General features: G+C 44.3%; 20 protein-coding genes and 1 pseudogene. 7 read left to right on the top strand and 14 right to left on the bottom strand.

The window, feature by feature from the left end:
• Positions 1-276 precede the first annotated feature (276 nt).
• Positions 277-1,317, top strand: a complete 1,041-nt coding sequence (tsaD, locus tag DC094_RS17380) for a tRNA (adenosine(37)-N6)-threonylcarbamoyltransferase complex transferase subunit TsaD (RefSeq protein WP_116688402.1) — start codon at positions 277-279, stop codon at positions 1,315-1,317.
• A 78-nt stretch (positions 1,318-1,395) separates the two neighbouring features.
• Here tsaD and DC094_RS17375 read toward each other — a convergent pair whose 3' ends face one another.
• The 12 genes and pseudogenes from DC094_RS17375 to DC094_RS17320 all read right to left on the bottom strand — a co-directional run bounded on the left by DC094_RS17375 (position 1,396) and on the right by DC094_RS17320 (position 19,522).
• Positions 1,396-3,393, bottom strand: a complete 1,998-nt coding sequence (locus tag DC094_RS17375) for a Y4lR family protein (RefSeq protein ID WP_116688401.1) — start codon at positions 3,391-3,393, stop codon at positions 1,396-1,398.
• A 106-nt stretch (positions 3,394-3,499) separates the two neighbouring features.
• Positions 3,500-6,748 carry a type I restriction endonuclease subunit R gene (locus DC094_RS17370; RefSeq protein WP_116688510.1) on the bottom strand — a complete coding sequence of 1,083 codons (3,249 nt, stop codon included), beginning with the start codon at positions 6,746-6,748 and terminating at the stop codon, positions 3,500-3,502.
• A 317-nt stretch (positions 6,749-7,065) separates the two neighbouring features.
• On the bottom strand, positions 7,066-7,638 hold the full coding sequence (locus DC094_RS17365; protein WP_116688400.1) for a DUF4276 family protein: 573 nt from the start codon (positions 7,636-7,638) through the stop codon (positions 7,066-7,068).
• Positions 7,638-8,822: an AAA family ATPase gene (locus DC094_RS17360; protein ID WP_116688399.1), complete on the bottom strand. Its 1,185-nt coding sequence runs from the start codon at positions 8,820-8,822 to the stop codon at positions 7,638-7,640. The genes DC094_RS17365 and DC094_RS17360 overlap by 1 nt, the downstream gene beginning before the upstream one ends.
• 128 nt (positions 8,823-8,950) lie before the next feature.
• Positions 8,951-9,082: pseudogene (gene rhuM, locus DC094_RS22900) on the bottom strand (RhuM family protein); the annotation flags it as partial.
• A gap of 438 nt (positions 9,083-9,520) precedes the next feature.
• A complete protein-coding gene (locus DC094_RS17350; RefSeq protein ID WP_133245606.1) occupies positions 9,521-9,772 on the bottom strand; it encodes a hypothetical protein in 252 nt (83 codons plus the stop codon).
• A gap of 264 nt (positions 9,773-10,036) precedes the next feature.
• The gene (locus DC094_RS17345; protein WP_116688396.1) at positions 10,037-10,624 is read right to left on the bottom strand and encodes a hypothetical protein; all 588 of its coding nucleotides are present in this window, start codon (positions 10,622-10,624) and stop codon (positions 10,037-10,039) included.
• Positions 10,617-11,843: an ankyrin repeat domain-containing protein gene (locus DC094_RS17340; protein ID WP_116688395.1), complete on the bottom strand. Its 1,227-nt coding sequence runs from the start codon at positions 11,841-11,843 to the stop codon at positions 10,617-10,619. Before DC094_RS17340 ends, DC094_RS17345 begins: the two co-directional genes overlap by 8 nt.
• Before the next feature lie 66 nt (positions 11,844-11,909).
• The gene (locus tag DC094_RS17335; RefSeq protein WP_116688394.1) at positions 11,910-13,319 is read right to left on the bottom strand and encodes a tetratricopeptide repeat protein; all 1,410 of its coding nucleotides are present in this window, start codon (positions 13,317-13,319) and stop codon (positions 11,910-11,912) included.
• Entirely contained in the window at positions 13,319-16,207 is a 2,889-nt protein-coding gene (locus DC094_RS17330; protein ID WP_116688393.1) for an ATP-dependent DNA helicase, read from the bottom strand. Before DC094_RS17330 ends, DC094_RS17335 begins: the two co-directional genes overlap by 1 nt.
• Positions 16,204-17,559, bottom strand: a complete 1,356-nt coding sequence (locus tag DC094_RS17325) for a restriction endonuclease subunit S (RefSeq protein ID WP_116688392.1) — start codon at positions 17,557-17,559, stop codon at positions 16,204-16,206. Before DC094_RS17325 ends, DC094_RS17330 begins: the two co-directional genes overlap by 4 nt.
• Positions 17,549-19,522 (bottom strand): N-6 DNA methylase, encoded by a 1,974-nt coding sequence (locus DC094_RS17320; RefSeq protein WP_241504085.1) that lies wholly within the window; start codon positions 19,520-19,522, stop codon positions 17,549-17,551. The genes DC094_RS17325 and DC094_RS17320 overlap by 11 nt, the downstream gene beginning before the upstream one ends.
• A gap of 528 nt (positions 19,523-20,050) precedes the next feature.
• On the opposite strand from DC094_RS17320, the gene DC094_RS17315 reads away from it, so the two are divergent.
• From DC094_RS17315 to DC094_RS17300, 4 genes are all read left to right on the top strand, one after another.
• Positions 20,051-20,308 carry a hypothetical protein gene (locus tag DC094_RS17315; RefSeq protein WP_133245604.1) on the top strand — a complete coding sequence of 86 codons (258 nt, stop codon included), beginning with the start codon at positions 20,051-20,053 and terminating at the stop codon, positions 20,306-20,308.
• Between the two features lie 52 nt (positions 20,309-20,360).
• Positions 20,361-21,872 carry a lipase family protein gene (locus DC094_RS17310; protein ID WP_116688390.1) on the top strand — a complete coding sequence of 504 codons (1,512 nt, stop codon included), beginning with the start codon at positions 20,361-20,363 and terminating at the stop codon, positions 21,870-21,872.
• Between the two features lie 74 nt (positions 21,873-21,946).
• Positions 21,947-22,909, top strand: a complete 963-nt coding sequence (locus DC094_RS17305) for a hypothetical protein (RefSeq protein ID WP_116688389.1) — start codon at positions 21,947-21,949, stop codon at positions 22,907-22,909.
• 94 nt (positions 22,910-23,003) lie between these two features.
• The gene (locus DC094_RS17300) at positions 23,004-23,378 is read left to right on the top strand and encodes a hypothetical protein (protein WP_116688388.1); all 375 of its coding nucleotides are present in this window, start codon (positions 23,004-23,006) and stop codon (positions 23,376-23,378) included.
• 7 nt (positions 23,379-23,385) lie between these two features.
• Here the strand turns inward: DC094_RS17300 and DC094_RS17295 are convergent, their stop codons facing one another.
• The gene (locus DC094_RS17295) at positions 23,386-23,625 is read right to left on the bottom strand and encodes a hypothetical protein (protein ID WP_116688387.1); all 240 of its coding nucleotides are present in this window, start codon (positions 23,623-23,625) and stop codon (positions 23,386-23,388) included.
• A gap of 102 nt (positions 23,626-23,727) precedes the next feature.
• The gene (plsY, locus tag DC094_RS17290) at positions 23,728-24,405 is read right to left on the bottom strand and encodes a glycerol-3-phosphate 1-O-acyltransferase PlsY (RefSeq protein WP_241504084.1); all 678 of its coding nucleotides are present in this window, start codon (positions 24,403-24,405) and stop codon (positions 23,728-23,730) included.
• Between plsY and DC094_RS17285 the strand changes: the two genes are divergently transcribed.
• Both DC094_RS17285 and folK read left to right on the top strand, forming a co-directional pair.
• Positions 24,397-24,699, top strand: coding sequence for a dihydroneopterin aldolase (locus tag DC094_RS17285; protein ID WP_241504083.1), 303 nt, complete (start codon positions 24,397-24,399; stop codon positions 24,697-24,699). The genes plsY and DC094_RS17285 overlap by 9 nt on opposite strands.
• Before the next feature lie 5 nt (positions 24,700-24,704).
• On the top strand, positions 24,705-25,187 hold the full coding sequence (folK, locus tag DC094_RS17280) for a 2-amino-4-hydroxy-6-hydroxymethyldihydropteridine diphosphokinase (RefSeq protein WP_116688384.1): 483 nt from the start codon (positions 24,705-24,707) through the stop codon (positions 25,185-25,187).
• Positions 25,188-25,205 lie beyond the last annotated feature (18 nt).

Below are 25,205 nucleotides of genomic sequence, written 5' to 3'. Positions count from 1 at the left end.
GTCGGTCTCAATCTCAAATGCAGTCACCTGCACAGCCCGGCTATCAAGGCGCGAAATTTTAATCAGTTGTGACAAAAATTGCAAAGCATTTGGTGGAAAAAGCATCGTTAATCCCATCAAACAGATGATCAAACGCGCTCACTGGCGTATTATCTCCGCCCAGAACAGGCCAAATCAGCGCGTCGAATAAGGGATCTAATACCTTTATAACGCCAGCTGTCGGGCATTTTGCATTCACTCGCATCAGCGAAAATTAGTTAAGAGTAGTAACGGGCAATGAAAGTACTGGGTATTGAAACTTCTTGTGATGAAACCGGTGTTGCGATCTATGACGATCAGCAAGGCCTGATTGCCCAGGTGCTGTATAGCCAGATCAAACTCCATGCAGAATATGGCGGTGTGGTGCCAGAACTGGCCAGTCGTGACCATGTGCGAAAACTGATTCCTTTAGTAGAAGAAGTCTTACAGCAAGCGGGTTTAAAGGGTTCTGACCTCGACGGCGTTGCCTACACCGCAGGCCCAGGATTAATGGGTGCGTTGTTTGTTGGCGCTGCTACCGGCAGATCATTAGCTTGGAGTTGGGATATTCCAGCCGTTCCGGTGCACCACATGGAAGGCCACTTGTTAGCGCCCATGCTCGATGAACCTAAACCAGAGTTTCCGTTCGTCGCATTGTTGGTTTCAGGTGGTCATACCCAGCTAATCGAAGTGAAAAATATCGGCGAATACACCATTTTGGGGGAATCAGTCGACGACGCTGCCGGTGAAGCCTTCGATAAAACAGCCAAATTGATTGGTTTGCCATACCCCGGCGGCCCAGAATTGGCCAAACTTGCCGAAAGCGGCGATGTGACGCGCTATAAATTCCCTCGCCCCATGTGTGACCGCCCCGGTTTGGATTTCAGTTTCTCTGGTTTGAAGACCTTTGCTCGCAACACTTTTATTAAAGAGTGTGCCGAGTTGGAAAAAGGCTCGCCTGAGCTGGCACAAACCCGTGCTGATATCGCCTGTGCCTTTCAACATGCGGTGGTCGATACCCTGGCGATTAAATGCAAACGAGCATTAAAACAAACCGGACTTAATCGGTTAGTGGTTGCCGGTGGCGTGAGTGCCAATAGCGAATTACGCCGAAAGCTTGCCGAGCAGGCAGAGAAGTTGGGCGGCGAAGTGTTTTACCCGCGCCCGGCTTATTGCACCGACAACGGCGCCATGATCGCCTATGCCGGCATGCAACGATTAAAAGCCGGGCAAATTGCCGATACCCAAGTGATTTGTAAACCGCGCTGGCCGTTGGATGAGTTGCCGTCGGTGAGATAAATTGAGCTAGATGATTGAAACTAAAAACGAGCCGAAGCTGGCTCGTTTTTAGTTTATCTATGAAAAATTGTGTTGATGTTAATTTTTCAAAATAGGTTTTTTGGAGTTCTGAAATAACCAGCTTACAACAGCAAAATTACGCGCTTGGTTTTGCCTGCGTTTGCTAGCAGAAAACTGGCACCATAAAGCCATTCGCAGCATTCTTTCAGCCCATTCTGAGTGATGCTGTTTTGTACCAGGCCGTAACATTTCAAACCAACTGCTGCCTAAATCTGAATCGACCCAGCGCGCTACGGCTTTTTTTGCAGTAACGATTTCAGCACTAGTAGGCTCTGTCAGCAGCGATTGATCGCATAAGCTGGTAAGTGTTTCTTCGGTTGGGTTCCAGTCAGTTGCGCCAATTAATTCCATGGCTTGTACCAAATTAAAATCAATCGCGGTGTTGCTGGATTTATTGAGTGAAATAAAAATGGGTAGTTGCTTGCGAATTAAATCAACAGATACTTTTTCTAAAGCGCCAATGGAATCTTTAGCCATTTTGATGTGCTGTTTTATAAAAGTATTGGTGAGTGGTGGTGAAATACTGACATCAACAATCCCTAAGTTTTGTTTGAATACCAAAGCGACTAATCTGAATTTATCGTGATCTCGCAGGGTAATCATCACACCTTGAGCGCCAGAACCATCTACTGCCGACATATGGCAATCGACGATATTCTCTTTGGAAAATAAAATACTGCTTAATGAAGACACCCCTTTCTTTTTTGCATTTTTAATTAATTGGTCGACAGGTTTTTTGAGCGGATCAGCTAACCAGTTTCGAACTTGAATTAATCGAGATAACGACGCCGGTGGCAGTTTTCCAGGTTGCTGATTTAAAATAGATATAGCAACTTTTGCTTGTTCAATATCATCGTTGAGAACAGATAAAGCCAGCGCATTAGACGCCTTAGCGCCAGAATCGACGAAGACTGAACACAATATTTCAAAGCCTTCAGGAGGTAAAAACGCTAACTCTGTACTGAGTAGATTGGCGAGTTCGAATTCATCCTCGGTATTGTTATCAATTTCTATAAAGAGATTGTCTAATACCTCAGGGGTCATTTCGCCGCTACTTAAATCTTCTACAGTTTCAATTGAGTAGTTTTTAATAAAGTCGACAAAATTTTCTGAAAGAAAAGATTTGTATTGCGCGAGAACAGACATAAATAAACTGGTTGAGTGAGCATTCAGATTGTCATGCTCAAAGGCAAGTATCAGGTTTTTCTCTGTAGCTTGCCAAAATTCGATGGCTGATGCGTCTTTTTGCCGGATTAGCATAAATAAATTTTGTAATGAATATTCGAGTAATTGAACCATCGCCTGTTGGCAGTGTTCGATTTCTTCATTGATTCCAGCGCAACAAATAAAAGAAATAAAATTATCTAATGGGTCGAACTCAAGTAGTGTTGACCATTCAGAAATTTCTAGTATGTTGGTTTTTTTGTTAATGTTTTTCGCAGTGCTTTCAATTAAATCTATAATCCAACGATCATTTTCAAATTGCTCTAGTAGATCATTGGTTGACAAGTCAAAATCTGTTTCAAAATCATCTTCATCCAATAAGTCAAAAGGTGAAGAGAAACTAGATGGATCATGATTATAAATCTTTAGATAATCTCTTTTTATGCTGGTTAGAAAAGCAATAATTTCTGTGGCATGCTTTAGTTTTTTAGTTGGCCCGCTATTAAAGGTTCGGTCCAAAAACTGCCAGGCAGCCAGAATATCAGGAACAATTGTTTTGGCTTGAGTATCAGAACAGATCAATTTTCTTGGAATCAAATCCATCATGATTTCTTGTACATCATCTAAATCAAGCTTATTCAAATCTTTGGCAATGTATCCCAGCGACAAGTCCATAAAGAAAGCGAACCACTGCCCTTGTTGCTTCTTATTTACCTTAGAAAGCTTGTTGTACTCAACTGATGCCAGATACAAGCCAGAGAACTCGACCAGCCAAGCTTCAAGCGCTTCTTTGGCGGAATCAAAATCATTAAAAGGATCGAGTTTACCTAGTTTGAAAGGTTTAAGAGTCATAACAACATCCTGAGATACAAAAAATTATCAACAATAGGGCAAGAGCGTTGGAAATCGGAGTGCTTGCTAAAGTGAAGAAATCATATCAGTTTTTCTTGCGAATGGCTCATACCGCTCGATGCGCCTTAAAATGCTCGGCCTGGTCAAACACTTCCTTGTAAACCTCAGCGTAAGTCACCGGTGGATAGCCGTTTTTTGATAACAGCATAATTAAAGCGACGCGCAGCTCAGCTTGAATATCGGCTCGATTATTCCAGTCAGGAAAAGCGGCTTTATCATCGACGACTTGTTTTACTTTTGCTGCCAGTATGAGTAGTCGATCTTCTTGATAGTCAAACTGGTATTTGTCAGCAATTTTTTTCAAAATATCATAAAAAGCTTTTTCTTCCAGAGAAATCCCCAAATCTTCAAAGGAATTCATTTCGGTTTTTAATTCACCCATCAGGCCGAACATTTCTGAAATAGCTTCGTCGTGTACTTCAACGGTAAAGGCATCTTCTTCTTTACGCTCGTTATATTTGTCGACCAACGACTGGAATTTTTTGGTAAAATCCACCCCTTTGCTCTTGTTGGTTTTCTTGAATTCTTCCAAAGCTTTTTTTAACAGTTTTTGTAGTAGCTGAATTTTAGTATTGGGCAGTTTAATTTTATCGATTTTTTCCATGTAATCATCATCGAAAATATCAATCGCTGTTGCACCATCTTCACCCAATTTGAAAATCTCTTCGACACCATCACTTTTAATTGCTTCGGCAATCATGTCGCGAACCTTGGCGTTCATTTGTGCGGTATCTGGTGCTTCTCCGCGGGTTAGCTTAAACACAATTGAGCGAATCGCTAGGTAAAAATGTACCAGGTCTTTCTCGTGGGTGGAGAATTGTTCGCTACCACAGCAAATGTCATAGGCCGCTTTTAAGCGTTTCATCAACGCCATAAAGCGCTTTTCGAGTTTTTCAGTTTGTAGCACAAATTCTGAGGCGCTGTTCAGGCAGTTGAGCTGGGCGACTGGGTTACCACTGAAATAGGGAGCCGTATCGAATGTGTGAAAAACCTGCCGCAATAAATCCAAGTGATTTTTTACTTCAACCACTGACTGCTGAATATCTTCAAAATTGCTTTCATCGGCTTTAGAAAACTGTGCCAATGCCTTATTCATCTGACTTTTAATGCCAATATAATCAATGACCAAGCCTTTGTCTTTGCCAGCATATTTACGATTAACCCGAGAAATCGTTTGAATCAAACTGTGCTTTTGCACCGGTTTATCAATATAAATGCTATCCAGACAAGGCACATCAAAACCGGTGAGCCACATATCAACCACAATGGCGATTTTAAAATTGGACTTCTCATTTTTAAACTGTTTATCGAGTTCTTTACGATATTCTTTAGTTTTCAGTAAATCATACAGTTCTTTTTGGTCATCCTTGTTACGGGTCATAACCATTTTAACCCGTTCCATTGGTTTGATTTTTTCCTTTTCTTTATCAGAAAGTGTCACACCTGCTTCACATTGCAATACTTCGAACCATTGTGGCCGCAGCTCACGTAACTGCTGATAAAACAACCAAGCTACTTGTCGGCTGCTAGAGACAAATATTGCCTTGCCCTTTATGGTTGAGCCTTCTTCAATACGTTTTTCATAATGGGCAACAAAGTCTTTGGCAAGCGCTTGAATGCGTTCTGGGTCGCCTAAAATATTGCCCATGCTCGCGCTGCTGCTTTTACTTTCTTCTACCTGATATTCGCTAGCGCCTGACTCCAGGCATTGTTGGTAGTAGGCTTCAATTTCTTCCAGCTTGCTATTATCCAGCACCACTTTTGCCGCCCGGCCTTCATAAACAATCCGCACGGTAATTTCGTCTTTTACTGACTCGCTCATGGTGTAGCTGTCAGCCACTTGGCCGAACACATCTAACGTGGCGTCAATCGGTGTGCCAGTAAAACCAACGTAGGTCGCATTGGGAAGTGACTGATGCAGGTAATAAGCAAAGCCAAAGGTTTTGCGAACCGCCTTTTTTGACTCGGTGTCGATCACCGTTATTTTTTGATCGAGGTTGATTTGGCTGCGGTGGGCTTCATCAGAAATACAAATAATATTACTGCGTTGGCTGAGCAGTTCGATATCTTCAGAGAATTTATGAATGGTGGTTAAAAATACACCACCACTTTTCCGGTCTTTTAATAAATCACGCAAATGTTGGCGGCTATCTACGGTAACAATCGTCGCGTCGCCAATATAGGTTTTGGCGTTGGTAAACTGCTTAGATAACTGATCATCCAGATCATTGCGGTCGGTAATCAACACAATGGTTGGGCTTGCAAAATCAACGCTCTTCATCAGCCGACGGGCTAAAAACTGCATGGTAAAACTTTTACCGCAGCCTGTAGCGCCAAAGTAAGTGCCGCCCTTGCCATCACCTTCAGGTTTTTTATTTAGCTGAATACTTTTATACAGTTTATTAACGGCATAAAACTGAGGGTAGCGACAAACAATTTTCTCCTCTTTATTGGACTTATCTGGGAAATAGATAAAATCTCGAATAACCTGGCGTAACCGTTGCTGGTCGAACAAACCTTGTAATAATGTGTGAAGCGAATTAATACCATCTTTTTCTACCGATTCATCACCGGTCACCTTGCGCCAAGCATAGAAAAATTCATAGGGTGCAAAGAAACTGCCCATTTTGTTATTCACGCCATCGCTAATAATGCATAAAGCATTAAAAACAAACAGCTGCGGAATATCCCTGCGGTAGCGAGTGGTTAGTTGTTCATAGGCATCATGAATGGTGGCTGCGTCTTCACGAATAGCGCTTTTAAATTCAAACACCACCAAAGGTAAGCCGTTAATATATAAAATCCCATCGGGAATTCTTAACTCATCTTTACCTTCAATTTCCAGCTGATTGACTATTTTGTAAATATTATGATCAGTCGTTGTTTTTTTTGTAGCAGCGTAGGGTTTTATTGGCTCAGCAACTTGGGCGAGCACATCATCGAACATGGCCGGTACTGAAACAGCAGGGTAATCCAACAGCTGAATATATAAATCTTTTAAATTGTGGTCTTCTCGTTTGAGCAAGAATCCATCGGACAACCATTCACAGAATTGTTTATTGCTGTCGTACACATCACTGGCAGGCAGCGTTGCTAACTGGCGAATAACCGAATCTATCTCGCCTTGGGTAATGCCCTCGGCTTTGTATTGTTTGGCCAGAAACGCTCGCAGGTCATCCTTGATTAGCACCTCTTCCGGTGCACGGGTTATTTGTGAACCAGCAACATGCGGATAACCTTGCTCGCCCAGTAGCTGGATGATCGCTTTCTCAAGCTGTTGTTCTGTGAATTTCATCTGGATTCCATTCTGTTGCTGGCTGGGCTGGTTAATCGAGCGACCTGTTATGAAACCAATATGCGGACATGACAGCTCAATAATCAAGCGATCAGTAAATACAGTTTGTGCTAAGTCAGGAATTTTAATAGTTGCGTGTGTTTAATAACAAGACCATAGCGCTTTTGAACATTATTTTGAGGCGGGTCGTTTCGGTTGCAGATTCAACCATGGAGTTTGAGGCGTTTAGATTTGATTTCAGACTCCACTAGGAAGCTTGTGGCGTCTCGAGGCTCCTCAAGATAGTTTGAGGAGCGTAGATTTGATTTCAGGCGCCACTAAGAAACTTGTGGTCTGATTTGTATCACATACTTTTCTAAGCCACAGATCAAATGCCGAAAACTTACCGATGTATTGCCGGTCAGAGCAAGGTGCGGCGCGATGGCACGTGCCCCTGCCATTTTCTGATAACCCTTTACCAGCTTGCCAATTTCTTCCTTGGCATTGGCTAATGCATCAGGGTTGCGGAATTTCTTCGAGTTTTGCTTGTTCGCTAGCTTGGGCAGTGCATATGCCTGGCCAATTGCTGCTAAATCGCCCAAAAACCAGCTTTCCAGTTCATGTACTGCAATACGAATTAAGGTTTCAGGTCGGCCACCAGCTTCACACAAAGCTTGCAGAGACTGTTCGAGTGGTGCGCAATCGCCTTGGTCTTTATCACGAATCACTACAAACCAAGTATTAGGAACCGTCCAGTTTTGGAGTTTGTTACGAATCGACTTTTCCAAGTCTTGCTTGCCTTCATGGGGAATACAGAAAAAACTGACATCATCAGGAAGTATTCGAGGTAAAAATAGCTTTAGCATGACTTTGGCTGATGGCTCTTCCAACAGAAATACCAAAGAAATCATTACGGATGAACTCCGTCAAATAACCCCTGCTTCCAAAGCGCGCCTGCTAACTCACCTCCAGCGACCAAACTGGCCAACAACAGGTTGTCTGCTGCACGTTCTACGCAGGTTACACCGTCAACTTTCTTTAACCAGAAGATTTCATCTAGATTGATGCTGTTGAGCATATCGGGAGAATGACTGGATACCATAACTTGCCCGCCTCGGTCAGAATAGCTGCGGAATTCTTCCGCCAACTCTGGCATTAAGCTGGGGTAAAGCTGGTTTTCCGGTTCTTCAACACATAGCAACGGATGGGGTGTCGGGTCATTTAAAAGCAATAAATAGGCAAACATCTTAATGGTGCCATCAGAAACATAGCGAGCAATAAACGGGTCTTTAAAACTGCCATCCTGAAATTTAAGAACAATCCGGCCATCATCAGTTTCTACCGCTTTAACATCTTCAACGCCGGGCACTCGCTGCTTCATTTTTTCAAGCACTTGATTAAAAATATCCGGGTGTTGCTCAAACAAATACTGAGCAACCAACGCAGTATTATCGCCACGGGAAGATAAATGCTCGGCATAGCCTGCATCGGTAGATGGCCTTGCTTCACTGATATGGAAATCTGAAACATGCCAGTTTTCAATTAACTGGCGAACAGCATTGGCCGCTTTAAAGCGCTGAAATTGCCCCAACCCTTTTACTGCCAAAATATCTGGGCTGTCTAATGTTTGCTCTTCGCGTTCTAGCTCTGAGTCCTGCTGGTTGAAGTCTTCTTCATTCAAAATGGCGTAGCCTGCACCATGGCTGAAATCGAGAAAATGATAAGGCGAGCCATGTTTGCCACGCTTGTAGCGTAATATTTCACGAGTAACGATCGGGCGGTTATTTTGTAAACGAATTTCAAGCAAGTAACTTACCAAACGTTCAACGCCGCCAATTTCCAACCGAAACTGCAAAACAAACTCAATGGGCTGGTCAATACAGCCTCGGGTGACCACTTCCTTAAACCCACCACGTTTTTGCAAGGCGGTTCTTACATTGCCATTGAGTGCGTCTTTAAGAAAACCAAACAAATCAAATAGGGTGCTTTTGCCACTGCCGTTGGCACCTACAAACACGCATAGTCCAGGTAGGTTTTTCAGCTGTACATCCTGAAAAACCCGGTAGTTTTTAATTGATAGAGACTCAAGCTTCACAGGGGCGTATCCGTTTTCAATAGTGTTATAAATTGATTGCTCATAAGCCTATCACTTTTTGCCTAAAGCTGAGGCAACAGCCATTGGAAAAGTGCCTGTCTGTAAACATTACTGGCAGGCATTGAGCCCTAGTTCAAACTGCTATTTATTGAGGGAGTCGCCCTGCAGCAGAACTGGGTGCTTTTTTTGGAATTGACTCTGTAGCCCACTGAAATTGCCATATCCACATTGTAATGGTCAATTTGCCGACTGACCTTGTGCCAGCCTGCCTGGCCAGCGCTCCTTCTCTAAAGACCGTTTTGTGACTCGTTGAATTGTTGGGTGACGGTCATTCCGAACAGGGAACCCAGTAGTCATGGAAGGCAAAGGTTAAACTTGGCGCAAGCTTTAACGTGAAACCTCCCTGTCACTGGGTTCATCGCCAATCTCGGCTTTGGCATGACCTGCATGGATGGAGGAAATGCAGAACAAATGTCTGGAACATTTGCTGCCTGCGTCGCCCTAATCCGTGCATTCGTGCATTCGTGCATTCGTGCATTCGTGCATTCGTGCATTCGTGCATCCGTGCATCCGTGCACTTCCTGACCGGATGACGTGCCCAGCGGCATGCTCCGAACCGGTCATTCCGAGCATGGATGCCGGAACCCAGACGCCAGGGATGGCAACTCAGAAGTAATAAATTAAAAACCAGAACCTTTTTAATTCAACTGTTTATTGCTTTCGTACAAGTCACTGGCAGGAAACGTCTCCAACTGGCGAATAACCGAATCTATCTCGCCTTGGGTAATGCCCTCGGCTTTGTATTGTTTGGCCAGAAACGCTCGCAGGTCATCCTTAATTAGCACCTCTTCCGGTGCACGGGTTATTTGTGAACCAGCAACATGCGGATAACCTTGCTCGCCCAGTAGCTGGATGATCGCTTTCTCAAGCTGTTGTTCTGTGAATTTCATCTGGATTCCATTCTGTTGCTGGCTGGGCTGGTTAATCGAGCGACCTGTTATGAAACCAATATGCGGACATGACAGCTCAATAATCAAGCGATCAGTAAATACAGTTTGTGCTAAGTCAGGAATTTTAATCGTTGCGTGTGTTTAATAACAAGACAATAGCGCTTTTGAACATTATCTTGGAGCGGGTCGTTTCGGTTGCAGATTCAACCATGGAGTTTGAGGCGTTTAGATTTGAACTCAGGTATTTTCCTTAATGGCACGCGCTTAAAAAATAAATCCAAATGAAACCAAACAACCCTTTATCAGTAAAGAAGCTGGACTGATAGGTATAAGGCTTTCACCTAATAGTGCTTCAGCACCAATCTCTTCAACAATACTGTCTCCAGAAGAAGACAATGCATCATCAGTCCCAAACAAAGCATTGGCTACGGAATCATTCAGCTCATCATTACTGATGCCTGAGTCAATAACCATTTCACTGTCGAGCCCCTGTGCTACCTCGGTAGTGGTGACTATCTCTACGTCTGGATGATCATTCAATGTCGCATTGATATAGCTAGCGCTATCAGTAGCCTTTAGCTGCATTTCACTGATGACCTCATCACCATCAAAAATAGAGATATCGGTCACTGGATGATTAGTCGCTTCGAAAATTTGAGCTTCGATGCCTTGTGTAGCCAGCTGATCTACATACTCTTGCTCGAACAAGATGCCTTTGATATTACTGATGTGGCCGCCAATGCTCTTCTCTTCGATGCTATCGAAATAGTCGACAATGTCTGAGTTACTGGAAAACTCAAGATCGTTATAGCCACGTCGAACAGCACTGAAGACTTCATCAGAGTTAACCATCTACAGAAAAGCCTTTTGCTTTCAGTAAAATCTGCCAACACTTATTAAATTGCGCCTCATTCACGCTGCCACTCACACTTAACTTACACATGTTCAAGGCTATATCTAGAGGGGTCTTCGAATCGGCGCTCCTAATTTCAATATTCGCATTAGCTTTCAGTAGTACAGCGATAAATTCATGGTATCCATTGACTGCGGCCACAATTGTGGGAGTGCTGGTGCTGTTAACTGCAGTGGCATTGACGTTTGCACCATGCTCAATAAGCTTTTCGCCTATCTCATAATGATTAAAAGATGCTGCGTAAAGTAATGCAGTTGCTCCCTTGTCATTAGGTAGGTTTACAGAGGCGCCATGCTCCAGAAACTTGCATACAAGTTCACTATCACCCTCGCCAGATACAAGAAATAGAAGCGGAGATGAATTTAACCGAGCATTTGGGTCAGCTCCCATTTCAAGGAGCTTAATAGCTAACGTCTTATCTCCGCGGCTTATTGTTTTGGCAAGCAGTGATTCGCCGTTGTCGTCACTAACATTCGGCGTCGTTCCCATATCAAGTAAACGGTTAACCAGCTCAAGATTTCCCTCTTTGTAAGCAGAAAGCAGTGCTGCTTCAGCGTACTTGGCACCAAATACAGCTCCCTTGGCCATAAGAAGATTAACAATGTCAGTCCGTTTTTTAAAATATGCTCCCGTGACTGCATTCCAACCGTCGTTGTTGCAAATGTTAACGTCCGCACCATGCGCTAATAAGAACTCAACCGCTTTGATTCGGCCTTTTATTGCTGCCCAAATTAAAGGAGTCCAACCAGAATTATTTCGGATGTTTACTTCTGCACCGCTTCTCACCATTAGCTCAGCCAAAGCATAAAATTCGCTTTCCAATGCCAGTAGCAGAGGGCTGGTAAAATCAGGCGTTGTGAAGTTAGGGTTAGCACCTTTTGCAAGAAGATCTTCTGCAAGATCGAGATACCCAAGTGTCAGGCATGTTTGTAGTGGTGAGCAGCTACCGTTATTGACCTGAAATGACGGGTGATTAGAAAGTTCAATGGCTATCTTCTTGAAACCGTGTTTAAGCGCTAGCTCAAAAGGTGTTTCACCTTTTTCACTCGCGAGGTTCACCAAGTTGCCGTCAGTTTCCAGTTGCTGAACAACCGCAGCCAGGTCGCCGTATTGAATAGCAGCAAATAAGTCCATTTCCTGCGCTTGCATATCAGTCATTGTTTGAGATTCCTAGTAAAGCGATTTACTTCAAAGCTTTTCGGCGATTTCGTAAACAGTAAACGACTAATCACAAGCAGCCATCGACAATGCCCGCCACCCCAGCTTGCCTTTTTTCTTGTCAAAATCTTTGTATCGTACAACTTCGACAGCCCGCATATTCATACCGTCCTTGACCATAAAGGGAGGTACAAAAGTATCGCCAACAAAACCAAAACCCTTGTCTGTAACTCGTAGCTCATCGGTATAGGTTTCTACACCGGGAATGGTTTGTGGTGAAGTTATCTCGGCAGCTAGAACGGATGTTTCTTCACCTTCACCGGCAAGAGTTGCCAGCAGATAATCACCTACGTTAGGTGTTACACGGCTTTTGATCAGGCGTAGAGGAACAGAAACACTCACTTGGGCAGATAAATACAAATGCAGTCCTTTTCCGGATTTATGAAGATTCACCACTAACCCACAAGCTTTTCTGGCTGGGCCAAGCAATAAATCGAGCGCACCTTGTGCTTTCTGCTGAAGGAAGGGTGGTAGTTCAGTGATATCGACCGATGCATCAAACCAGGGTTGCTGCTGGAACTGTGTCAAATCATTCTTAATTTTCCAGCCATTGCTCTGGTAGCAGGCCACGGCACGCTGAATGCACATGGATGCCTGTTGTACATAACCGCAGGAAGCGAGCAAAGGCGTAATACCAGTGAGCAGCTTTAGAGCAAACTTTTCATCGTGACTGTGGTTTATTCCCTGTGCAAATAGAGTAATAGCGGTATCAGGGTCAGTTTTGACATAAGTATCTGCCAGCGCTCCCCAAGCCCAAGACTCCGATTGTTTTTTCTTTAAAACCGGAATAATAAAAGCTCTTGCATCGTCAAAATTGCCTGCAGATATTAGGCATTTAGCTTCATCATAATCCAACCAGATAATGTGCTGGCGATCACCTGCTTCCCGTCGAACCTGACTGAAAAACTGTCGTAAATCACTCAATTCAATCTGTCGGGCCTGCTCGTTGTTCAACCAACAGTTTGCCACTTTTCGGGCAAAGCTCAGCATCAGGCTTGGAGATTCACCCCGGTTGGACTGATAAGGCGCTTTATCACCTGCCTCAAACAACCCCTGCCTGCAGGAAAACAGTAAAAGGACCAGCTTTGGAAAATCTTCCAGGTTTTTCTGACAGGTCAGCAGAAGACTTCTGTGTTCATAACCACCCGCAGGTATAGATAGCCAATTAATCCAGTCAAGCAGAAAGTTAATGCGCTCAGCTTCTACCTGATTAGGCAAAAAATTTCCGTTAGCCTTGCCTCGCTCATAGATCGGGCCCTGCACCTGCTTCAGGTAGGCATAACACACCCAGAAAAAAGCACCTTTTAAATAGCGGTCTTGAGGGTTTTCCTGCACGGCAGGACAACCGATATTCCATGCTTCATCCAATCGTCCTTCTTTACGTAACTGGTTAATAACTTTGAATGGTTGCTCCATCACAAAAGACCTTCCTGAAAAACGCTAATGACTTCATTCGTCAAATCGGGTGACGAACATTGGTTATATATAGGATTGCACTTGGTGAATACTTGCTTGCTGTTGTAATAAATCAGCAGATTTACCACATCATTGTCACGGCCAAGGTGGTAACGAAGACTGTATTGCTGAGGAGTGGCTTGCAGAATACTAACGCCCTGTACTGAGAGCGCCTTGGCAAAACGCTGGTGAAATTCATCAAGAAAAGCCTCACCAAATGAAACATTCTCTGCTTGCACAGGTGCAACAGGGTCAGAAAAAACTCGCCCTTTCAGTAGCGCCAGTTTTTCCAGTAGCCAGCTGCTGAATGCACCGACCTGAACCGGCTGAATGCTGGAGATTTTCTGTTTACCGTTATAGGCAATATTGATTCGGGCAGTATCAGCTCCCAGACAGAAAACATAGGCTTCCTGATACTGGTTATGATCGATATTGTGAACAGCGATGCCAGAACCATCTATACAGCGTGTCACCTCATCATAAATAGACAATAGAAAGCCACTGCCTGAATGCAGTCCAAAGTTTTCAAGTGAAGCATTAGCTGTGGATGCCGGAGGTGGCACGGATGATGAAAGGACAGATGATGAAGGGGCAGAAGACACCTCTATTGGTGCAGCCTGAACTGCTGTCGCCGCAGTTGGAGCTGGTGCCTGAATTCCAGTCGTGCCCGGATTCCCTACCACCTTAATACCGCTGCCCAGCTTTATACGAGGTGGCTCCAGCAAGTAAAGTTGACTAGATGTTCGGGTCATGGCCGTATAAAGCCAGCGGAAGTAATCAGCACTCAGCTGCTTGTGATGGGTTCTGCATTTAATAAACACATGCTCCCACTCACTACCCTGGGCCTTGTGGCAAGTGATGGCATAACCAAACTTCAATCGCAGAGCGGTGAAATAAGGGTCACTTTTCAGAGCATCTCTAAATTCCTTACTGCCTCGCTTTAGCTGGGGATGCCTCATGCAAAAATCCAGATAAAGCGCCTTGTTCTCATCAGACGACAGGGTAGGTGCATTAGAATAAAGGAGGTTTTCAAAGACATGAGCTTCGAAAACGCGAACTTCACCTTCCATATCCCAGAAGCGAACAACAACTTTACGGAAGTTGAGCGGGACTACAATCTGCTCCACCTCAGTTGTTTCCTGATTACGCCGTTTAATAGTGATGGTTCGGGTTTCTGTGCCGCCCAGTAACTGTATGACTTGCCCAAAGCTGCCATTGGTAATGGTAAAGCCGTAACTGTTGTTGTTATTTACAGCCATAATCTTGTCGCCAGTGACTATGGCACTTTGACCTGGAAACAACACTTCACGAATGGCTTTGTTATAAGCCGCTACATCGGCGTTAGACGCTGCAATAACAACCGACTTGTTACTCACTCTGCCACCACAGCTCTGCATATAAGCAGGCACCAGCTCCTGATGCTCCAGCCGCGTAATATTTGCTGCTGTCACATCAATATCAATCTCGTTAAAGCGGCTGTTTTGCAGAGACGTTCTGAGTTTGCTGGCGTTTTTCATGACACCGCTGTCTGCTTTTTGCCGTACAACCTCGGTCAGCTCATAACTGGCGGGTGTGAGATTATATTGCTTTCCTAGGTGACTTGCATCCAGTGCCGGAGACTGGTTCATTCCCACTGGTGGTAGCTGGGCGTTGTCACCAATAAAGATTACCTTTTTACGGTGGTCGTTATGGTCCAGATTGACGTACTTGAGAAAATCCCCCAGAAGGAAGCCGGAACCAAAGCGGAAGAACTCATGCTCGTTGTAGATATCAGAAATCATTGAGGCTTCATCAATGATATACACCGTATCTACAGACCTTTCATTAACGGCCAGCTCAGCGTAGAACTTGAAAGTTTCCGACCCACTCAAGCCATCATCGCTGTACTCCACAATGTCTTTCATGGAGTAGATGGTTTTATGGATGGTATAGGCTTCACAGCCGGTTTTCGCCGAAATCACCTTGGCGGCTTTGCCGGTAGGCGCAGCCAGAACATAGTTCCTGCCAATAGCTCTGAAGTACTCTGTCAGCCCTTTGGTAATAAAGGTTTTACCGGTACCGGCATACCCTTTGAGCAAGAATACGCTGTGTTCTTTATTGGTAAGAAAGTGATCCAACTCTTTGACCAATTCGGCCTGTCCGTCAGTGAGTTGATACTCTCCATACACATCGGCCATACAGATGTGTTTACGGGTTTCTTCTGGCTGAAAATCAAAATTGGAAACCGCCGTCCGGCTCGCCTGCTGAACAGCCTCAACTTTAATCTGGTCAACCTCAAGGCGCATGTCAGCCAGTTGTTGCTGCGCCGCTTTCTGCTGATTTTGGGCAGCTTCAAGTTCGGCCTTGGCATTTTCAAGGTCAGCGCTTTGCTGTGTAAGGTTTTGCTGCAGTCGCTGTTTATCCTGCTTTAACTGCTGGTCCAGTGGTGTAACAGGCTCTGGCGGATGGTAGGCGGGAATTTGTTCGGCTTCACCCTGATAAAACGTCAGGTACAACCAGGCGGCAAGAAGGTACGCTTCTTTAGTGACGACCAGTGCATCGTTTATAGAGACACCACCATGATGGGCGGCTTTATTGCCCCTCATCCTTATCAGGTGGAGCTTATCAACAATATCCGGTTCCACCGCCGCTTTAAAAGCATCGTGGTTAATCCGTTCAAACAGGTTGCTCACCTCATCCACAGGCAACGTCAGTTCTCTGTAGATAAAGCCCACATACTGTTCGGCAAAGTTGCGCAGCTTCACAATGGCACTTTGTGGGTCGGAATAGGCATATTGTTCTGCGCTGAAGCCCAGCTCAGCCAGAGTAGGCTGATCGGGCTTCAGAAAATCAAAATTGGATATGTTCATGCGACGCTATCGGGTACCTCTGGAATGCGGAGTTCACCGGAGATTAGTTTGGGGAGAAGGGTGTCTCGGAGTTTGGTTAAGGTTTTATTTTGTTCATCAATTTGTATTTTTTTCTGAACATTTCCATCTAATATTTTCCAATACTCTTCAAGTACACCTGTTGATGGGATGGTCCAGCTTATTGAAAATATTGCGTTTCGATTTACTCCTGGCACAGCAGAATCAGCACTTAAAGCGGCAATATCCATGTGCGACAACTTTTGATACAACCAGTACAAGGGCAATTCGATTTTAGGCTTAACGTAAAAAACGGTATCAATAGGGAAGAAATTATTTGGCACCCAATAAACAGAACCTACTGTTCCCTTACGTCCTACGACGACTCCTGGACCATCACACATTGCTTCTTTGTGATAACCACTAACTCCACCAGAACCATATACGGGGTAAGGTCCTGGCTCCCGAATTTTGGCAGGTAACGATTTTCCATAGGCAAGGTCAACTACGCTCCCAATGCTTCTGCTTTTCCACCCCTGCGGAATCCATCCCATCTCGGCATCCAACACAAAGCTGGCGGGGAACAGTTGGCGGATGGCTTGTGGCAGTGGTGCGGGTGCTGCGTTATCCGCTTTATCGGCGGCATGCACAGCACGGCGCTGTTCTGCTCGCGCTTCCAGCGCAGGGGGAACGGCGTTGCCTGCCGCCAGTGCGTTATCGATCACTGGATCAAAATCCACAAACCAGCTTTTGAACAGGGCTTGTGCCATGTTTTCGAGGGTTTGGTTGGTTTGTTGGTTGAGTTGAATTTTTCTGTCTAAGGGGTCAAGAATATCTACAATACGTTCTTGAACATTTATTTCAGGTACCTGAATAGGAAGCTTTCGCTGACCAGTAATGCCCAGATATGCTCGGGTTGAGCCTCCACCAGCCCAAAGGTTGAGTAAGTCTTGAAAAGTTCGAGAGTCAAAGTAGTACTTCAGGTACTTGTTGTTAAGCTTTGAGTAATTCTTAACTCTGTAATAAGTTACCTGAGGGGTTAGCATTACAAAATCAGTATCGATAGCACCCACAAGCGCTGTTCTACCAATTGTTGCTTTATGAGATATCAATACGTCCCCTGTTTTCGAGAACCCCTTTCTGAGACTGTTTGCTTGCTCAGCAGAGATAAACTTGCAACCTATAGTGTCTATGTTTCCCTTCACCAAGTCTGAAGCCATGATAAATGGAATACCAGAGTCGACAAAGTCACTACCTTTCGGGTGGGTGCCACCGTGATTACCGTCCAAAGGCTTCTCAAGAATACCTGATTCAATCAACTCTTCTACGGTGTAAACCGGAACATCACTCCCCATAACCCAACACCTCCAGATTCCCACGAATCATCGCATCCAGCTTTTGCGCATCCTGCATCTGCTGATAAAGGGTTTGGCTCAGTTCCTTCATCTTGGTTTCAAAGGGAATGCCATCGTCTTCTATTTCGGCTGCGCCTACGTAACGCCCCGGAGTCAGCACATAATCGTTGGCTTTGATTTCATCTAAGGTGGCCGCTTTGCAGAAACCGGCAATGTCTTCATAGTCACCGTTTCCGCTTTCGCCTCTCCACGCATGATACGTGCGGGTGATTTCGGCTAAGTCTTCGGTGGTCAGTTCTTTATTGGTGCGGCTGATCATGGTGCCCATTTGGCGGGCATCGATAAACAGGGTTTCCCCTTCACGGTCTTTCGTGCTCGGCTGGCCGTCTTTTGAAACAGTGCGCTTTTTATTCTTGGTCAGGAACCATAAACACACCGGAATCTGGGTGGTGTAGAACAACTGCCCCGGCAGGGCGATCATGCAATCCACCAGATCGTTTTCGATAATCTGCTGGCGTATAACGCCTTCGCCGCTGGTGTTGGAACTCATCGAACCGTTGGCCAGCACAAAACCGGCGGTGCCGTTGTCGCTTAACTTGCTGATCATGTGCATGATCCACGCATAGTTGGCGTTGCCGGTGGGCGGGGTCTCAAAGCCGTCCCAGCGGGGGTCGTCGGTGAGTTCGTTTTCTTGCCGCCACTGCTTCTGGTTAAACGGCGGGTTGGCCATGATGAAATCGGCTTTCAGGTCGGGGTGCTGGTCTTTGAAGAAGGTGTCGCCTGCCACATCGCCAAAGTTGGCGGAGATGCCCCGTATGGCGAGGTTCATTTTTGCAAGTTTGTAAGTGGCGCTGGTGTATTCCTGCCCGTAGATGGAGATGTCTTTCTGGTTGCCGTTATGGCTTGCGATAAACTTGATGGATTGCACAAACATACCGCCAGAACCACAACACGGGTCGTAGATTTTGCCTTTGTACGGCTCAATCATTTCGGCAATCAGGGTTACCACGGATTTAGGCGTATAGAACTCGCCCCCACCTTTGCCTTCACTGGCGGCAAATTTGCCGAGGAAGTATTCATACACCCGCCCGACCAAATCTTGCTCGGTCATTTCACATTCATTTGCGAGCGTTTCAATGTTGTTGATGGTGTCGATCAGCGCCGACAGCTTGGACGCATCCAACCCCAAGCGTGAGAAATAGTTGTCGGGTAAGGCACCGGCCAATTGTTTGTTGTTCTTCTCGATGTCGTGCAGTGCGGTATCAATTTTCACCGCTATGTCGTTTTGTTTGGCGTGCTTGAGAATAAAACTCCAACGGCTAGCTTCTGGCAAATAAAACACGTTGTCTTTGGTGTAAAATTCCACCATGTCGATAAAGTCATTGCCGAATTCTTTAACAATTATTTTTTTCTGTACTTCGAATTTATCTGAAATAAATTTTAAAAATATCAGACTTAAAACAATGTGCTTGTATTCAGATGATTCAACACTGCCGCGTAGTTTATTGGCTGAGTCCCAGAGGGATTCTTCGAAGCCTTTGCTGGCTTTGGGCGCTTTATTTTTAGTGGTTGGTTTTTTTACCGGATTTTCTGGTGTGGCCATAGTTAATTTAACTTCTGTATTGTCGTGTTTAATCGCCGATGGTTTAGCGGCTATTAACGGTGAATTTTTTACCAAGCTGCCTGGGTTGGTTTTTGGCAGCGTTTGCTGTGATAAACGCTCTATTAATTGCGCTTTGCTGCCGCTTTTTTTCAGCGAGAAATATTCACAGGCAATTTTAAGTTCCGCCAGTGATAGGTAATGAATCAGCTCAGATAATTTAAAGGAGCGCTTTTGTACTAAAGCATCAATAAGGCGTTGCTGGCTGGCATTGGCGCGTAGCCCTAGTTCAAGGTCGCTTACCAATTCAATTAATACTGGTTTTTCAAGTGTTTCCAGCAATTGTCGTTTACTGATGGGCATTTAGTTTTGGCTCCGGGAAAACTTGCTGCGCCCATTGTAATCGGCTGGCGGTATTTGTCACGGGCTGGGGTCAGTTAGCGGCAGGCTTAATATTAATCGTTGCTTTTGTTCTTGCACTATCCAACAGATGTGGCACATAAAAACCCGGGTGCGCCGACAGGCTTACCCAGGCTACGAAAACCGATTGGTTTTCATAATGCTCTGATATTTAAATTAATATCGAATTGATACAAGGTTGGGTAAGCCTTAAGGCGCACCCGACTATATTGGTATTGGTATTGGTGCCTTGGAGCGACATCTTATGCGAATACTTGCGTAACAATTAATAGTCACCATGCTCGATGCTTACTCGCCGTGTCATTGTGGGTTTATTTCAGAAACATCGAGCAAGCCAAAGCGCCAAATGCTCACAAACTCAATGGTCAAAGGCTGATTTTTTTCTTTTTAAAGCTGTTATAGGCTGGTGCATGTTTTAACAGCCGGGAAGGCTGTGCACTTCTTTTCGCTTTAATGATCAAGGACCGATCTATGAGCAAGCCTTGCCAACATGGCATTAGCCAACCCTGTGGCTGCAAAGTCACCAAAGCCGTCGCACTGGTTTTAGTACCGGGGATTATGGGCAGCCGTCTTAAAAACCGTGAGAGCGGTAAAACGGTATGGGACCCGGCAGCGGGGAAAGACTCGTACTCCAGCGGCACATTGCGTGCACTTCATGAAGCTCAGCAACCCGTCCTCGATAAAGCCGTAAGAAAGGGAACTCAAGTTTTGTTTTCTGAAGGCTTCTAAGACAGTTTCACCTGCTCAATATCGGGTATTTCTTAAAGAATACCGAAGAGAGATGTCACGCTCTGTGGTGGATCGTTGGGTTGAGCAACAAACCATGGAAAAAGAAGAAAAAAGTGACGAAATAGTTGACCGAGAAGAAGTGTTGCAAAAGTTAAGAAAAAAAATATTCTATCAAGACATTTTCAATTTTATAAAGCTGGATCATGCAGAAAGAAAACAACTACTGGTAAATGATAAAAAAGAAAATGTTATCGATAGAAATGATGATTTACTTGATGTTGATTCAGGCGACGATGAATACTTCAGATTGATAACAACGGTCAAGCCCATCGACGCAAGCGACAGAAAACAAAATGGCTGGGGAGAGGTTTTGTGGGAAAGCTATGGACCAACCTTAGTTTTTTTGGAAAGCATGATGGTTCCACACTTGCAATGGAAGCACCGAAATATCAAATTCTCGACATTTGCGATTGGTTATAACTGGATGCAGAGTAACCGAAAATCTGGGCTGAGAATCAAAAGAAAAGTCGAAGAATATAAGCAGTTTTTAGCAGAACGCCATCAATTAGAATTCGATCAAATAAAAGTCATTATGATTACCCATTCAATGGGTGGTATCGCTACTCGTTCTGCCTGTGTTTTAGATGATATGGAGTGCGATGCGGTCATTCATGGTGCCATGCCAACTCACGGTAGCCCGGCCACTTATTACAATGCCCATTGCGGGTATCCGCTGCCTGCAAGTTTGGCTCTTGGCGGTGATGCCCCTAATGTTTCTGCAATTCTTGGTTTTTGTCAGGGAGGGCTAGAACTTCTACCCAACCAACATTATGTCGATAGTAAAGGCGACCCTGACTGGCTGAAGATAGAAAATCCAGATGGGTCAAATACGTCCATCAGCAGCAAATTTCCAGGCATTAAAATTTACGATTTTTATAAAAATAGTGAGCGTTGGTATGATTTTATCCATTACAAGCTACTTGCACCTGAATCAAAAGAAAATGAGGGTGATGATTACATAAAAGCTAATAAAACAAGAATTGCCGCTACAGAAAAATTTCACTTAGATCTAGATGGAAAATTTCACCCTCACACCACTATGATCTATAGCTGCAATGGTGACCTTCAGCACCAAGAACCCTTGGGCGAATTTGCAAGCCATGATAATTGCCGTTGGCAGTTCACTACTCATCAGTTCTCTTATCCATTTAAAAAAATAGAAGACCCAAATAATTGGCAGTTTTATCTTAAGCCAACCTACCCGGTCGTGATTAATAAAAAATCGGATATTGAGTACAACCGAAGCATCATCGAAAATCGAACGCTGAGCAGCAAACAGCCAATGAAAATTCAGCATGCAGTACTAGCAGATCCGATATCTGCTGGTGATGGAACGGTACAGATCGGGTCAGGGCACCACGCAAGTGCCTTCAACCCGATTAAAAAAATTGCCATTGAAAGTGAAAATACCCATCAGAACTTCTGGCAAAGTGAAACTGCGATGCTTGAGCTTGAGAAGAGAATAACTCAATTAACCAAAGCAATTCATTCTGGTGCTATATGAGAATAAAGAAACTTATTTTTTTATGCTTTTTATTAACCGTTTCGGCGTGCGATAGTAAATTAAAGGAGCAAACTATGGCAGATCAAGAGCTTGATTTATTTAAAAATGTTTGTGCAGGCCGTTATACGCTTGATATACCAAAGGGATCAAGAATAACAGCGGGTTTTTTTAAGAATGATGCATATCATTTTGCATTTGACAAACAAAAACCTGAAGGAAATGAAACAACATCTTTGATTTCAGGGAGTAAAAGATTAGATATCTGGGAAAGCCGAGTTGAGCGTCTAAGAGTTAGGGATGATCCTAAAATTCAGTATATCACTAAGCAATTACAAGGAAATATTAGGCACTTAGCATACTATAGTTTATTTGAAACTTCTTCCCGAAGCACGCACATGCTAGATACATATATGCTTCGTGACATTCCAAAAATAAAAGCATCTATAAGTAGTCTTATGAACTTTAATTTAAAAAATTTCAAAAGTTCTGATAAGAACTACCCAGTGAAATATAAAGAAAATTTGAACTACGCATTATCCAAGCAGGAGGAAATTATCTACCAGCCTTGGCCACATAAACAATTGGGCATCTGTCTGAACAACGAAATTTTAATCAATTCTGTTACAGCTTCTCTCAATGAACTGTTTAGTGTTAAGTGGTACAACGGCAAAGAAAGTATGATTGAACTTACCTCTCGTGCTTATGAAGCAGATGATGCTGCGCATATGCAAAATGAAATCGATAGTATTTTAAAATTGAATCAATATTTTGCTAATTCAAAACTTAGCGTTGCCAATCGAAATGGTAGGGTCATTATTCAGAGTGCGGGTTATTCTCCTAGCAAAATTGCTTTCACCTGGATCGCCACCGATGCTAAAGCAGGTAGTACCCGCTTTCCGTATTTAGAAATTACCGGCTATGTCGAAATGAAAGACTTCCCAGAAATTGCCGCAAAGGGGCTTAATGAAACTGATTTAGCTATCGGTTGGCTGAAGAGTATTCAGGTTCGAGAGAATGGCATGGTAGGTACTCGTTAATTTGAAGCCACTCGTTTGAAGCAAGCAATTTAAAACTGTGAACTTAAAAACGCTAATTTAAGATTAATGCAGAATAATAAAAAGGAATTTCATTATGGTTTATCAGCTGACCGATGCAGATTTAAAAATTATCCAGTTTCAGCAATTAACCCAGCTTCGAAATCAATTGATAGAACATCTACTGACTTTGCCAAACCCACCGACTGACTGGGCAGTCTTGGAGCCCGTTTTAATTCCGCAAATCAGAGCATTGCGCCAGTTTGGTTTACTTGATATTGAAAGTTTAAAGCTGGCAGCTGAAGCTTTGCATTATCAACCAGATTTATTGCAAACCGAGCAGGCAAAACAGATTCTGGAAGATGATATTAAGCCGTTCTTTGCCGCTGAAGCCTTGCTGGATTTGGCGCAGTCAAGCAATTATCAAGAACAAAAGTCTCAAAGACAAAACCTTCAGCAGCTGAATCACTAATACTAGTTCACCCCACGAGCTGATCAGGGCATAGTGCTTGGTTGTCTAGCGTTGCTGTGGTTGCTTCATTTGATAATTCAGCAGTAGCTTCAACTACAGGTTTAGCGCTAGATTCAACAACAGCTTCAATATAATGGCGCTTTTTGAGAGAGAAGAACTGCATTTGATGGCGGCGTAACCGAACTTTGGTTTGGCGTTTTTTGAGGAGGGATCTGGGCGAACTGGTTCGATGATTAAGATTTGGCATAATAAGCGTAACAACCCGAGATAATCTTTTCGGCTAAAAAAAGATTATCTCACAGTTTTGTAACAAAATTATTGAATCGACTAATGTTTTTGATCAGCCAGATCAGGATTTCTTACCAATTTTACTCTCTTGACCGGCAACTAACCGTGAAATGTTCTCGGCATGGCGAATATAAATCACCACTGCCATCAATGCGGTTGGCAGCATTGCGCTGGGTAATAACCAAAAGCAAGCGACGGGCACTAGTGCGACAGCAGTGAGCGCGGCCAGTGATGAATAGCGAAAAATGACAGCCATGCTGAGCCAGATGGCAATTGCCAGTAAACCAAGTGGCCAATACAAACCCAGCAACAAGCCAAACCAGGTCGCAACGCCTTTGCCCCCCTGAAATTTAAAGAAAACCGGAAACAAATGCCCCATAATAGCGGCGAATCCGCCCCAAGCTGCTAATTCTACTGAGCCGCCCAGCAGCTGAATGATAGCGACTGGAATCAGTGCCTTGAAGCTATCGCCCAACAGGGTAAAGATGGCGGCTTTCTTGCCACCAATTCTCAGCACATTGGTGGTGCCTGGGTTGCCCGAACCTTCGCCCCGTGGGTCAGGAAGTCCCATTAGGCGGCAAACCACAATTGCGCTGGATAAAGACCCCAGCAGGTAGGCCATCAACAGGGCAATAACAGAAACAGATAACGACATGACTTCCTTTGGAGGCTTCGGGTGAGTGACACAGTATTTATACACGATCTGCAATTCCCGGCGATAATCGGGATCATGGATCATGAACGGTTGCAAAGGCAGACCGTCTCAATGGACATAGAATTTACCACAGACATCTCGAAAGCCGCAGCGAGTGGCAATATTGAAGATACTGTCAGCTATGCAGAGGTTGCCGAGCGGGTAACTGAACTGGCGCAGAATGGTGAATATTTGCTGGTAGAGAGTCTGGCCGAAGATTCGGCACAATTGATTTTGCAAAGCTACTCTGCAATTGAACAGGTGACTATTAAGGTTGCCAAGCCTGATATATTACCCAATGCCGGTGCGGTGGGTGTCAAAATAGAGCGGAGGCGCTAGCAGTAATGGCACAGGTGTATCTTTCTATCGGTTCTAATATGCAGCGAAAGCGCAATATTAGTGGCGGATTAAAAGCGCTTAAACAGCATTTTGGCGCGTTAGAAATTTCGACGGTTTATGAATCTGAAGCGGTTGGCTTCGCTGGTGATAATTTTTATAACCTAGTAGTTGGTTTTCAGGCCGAGCAAGATGCCGATAGCTTGAACAAGCTATTCAAGCAGATTGAAGCGGACCACGACCGAACCCGGTTAGATGCAAAGTTTGCTCCTCGCACGCTCGATATTGACCTGTTAATTTACGGCGAGTTGATTCGACCAGAAATCGACTTGCCAAGAAAAGAAATTACCCGTTATGCCTTCGTATTAAAGCCAATGGCAGAAATGGCACCTGATGCTTTACATCCGGAAATTAAGCAGAGTTATCAGCAGTTATGGCAAGATTTTACTGATGATAAGCAAAAGCTCTGGGCGGCTGATTGGCAAGTTTAGTAAGAAAATATAATAAAA

The sequence above is a fragment of the Pelagibaculum spongiae genome (genome assembly GCF_003097315.1).
GTDB lineage: Bacteria > Pseudomonadota > Gammaproteobacteria > Enterobacterales > Pelagibaculaceae > Pelagibaculum > Pelagibaculum spongiae.
Note: the sequence above shows the minus strand (reverse complement) of the source record. Positions and strands in the feature narration are given on the sequence as shown.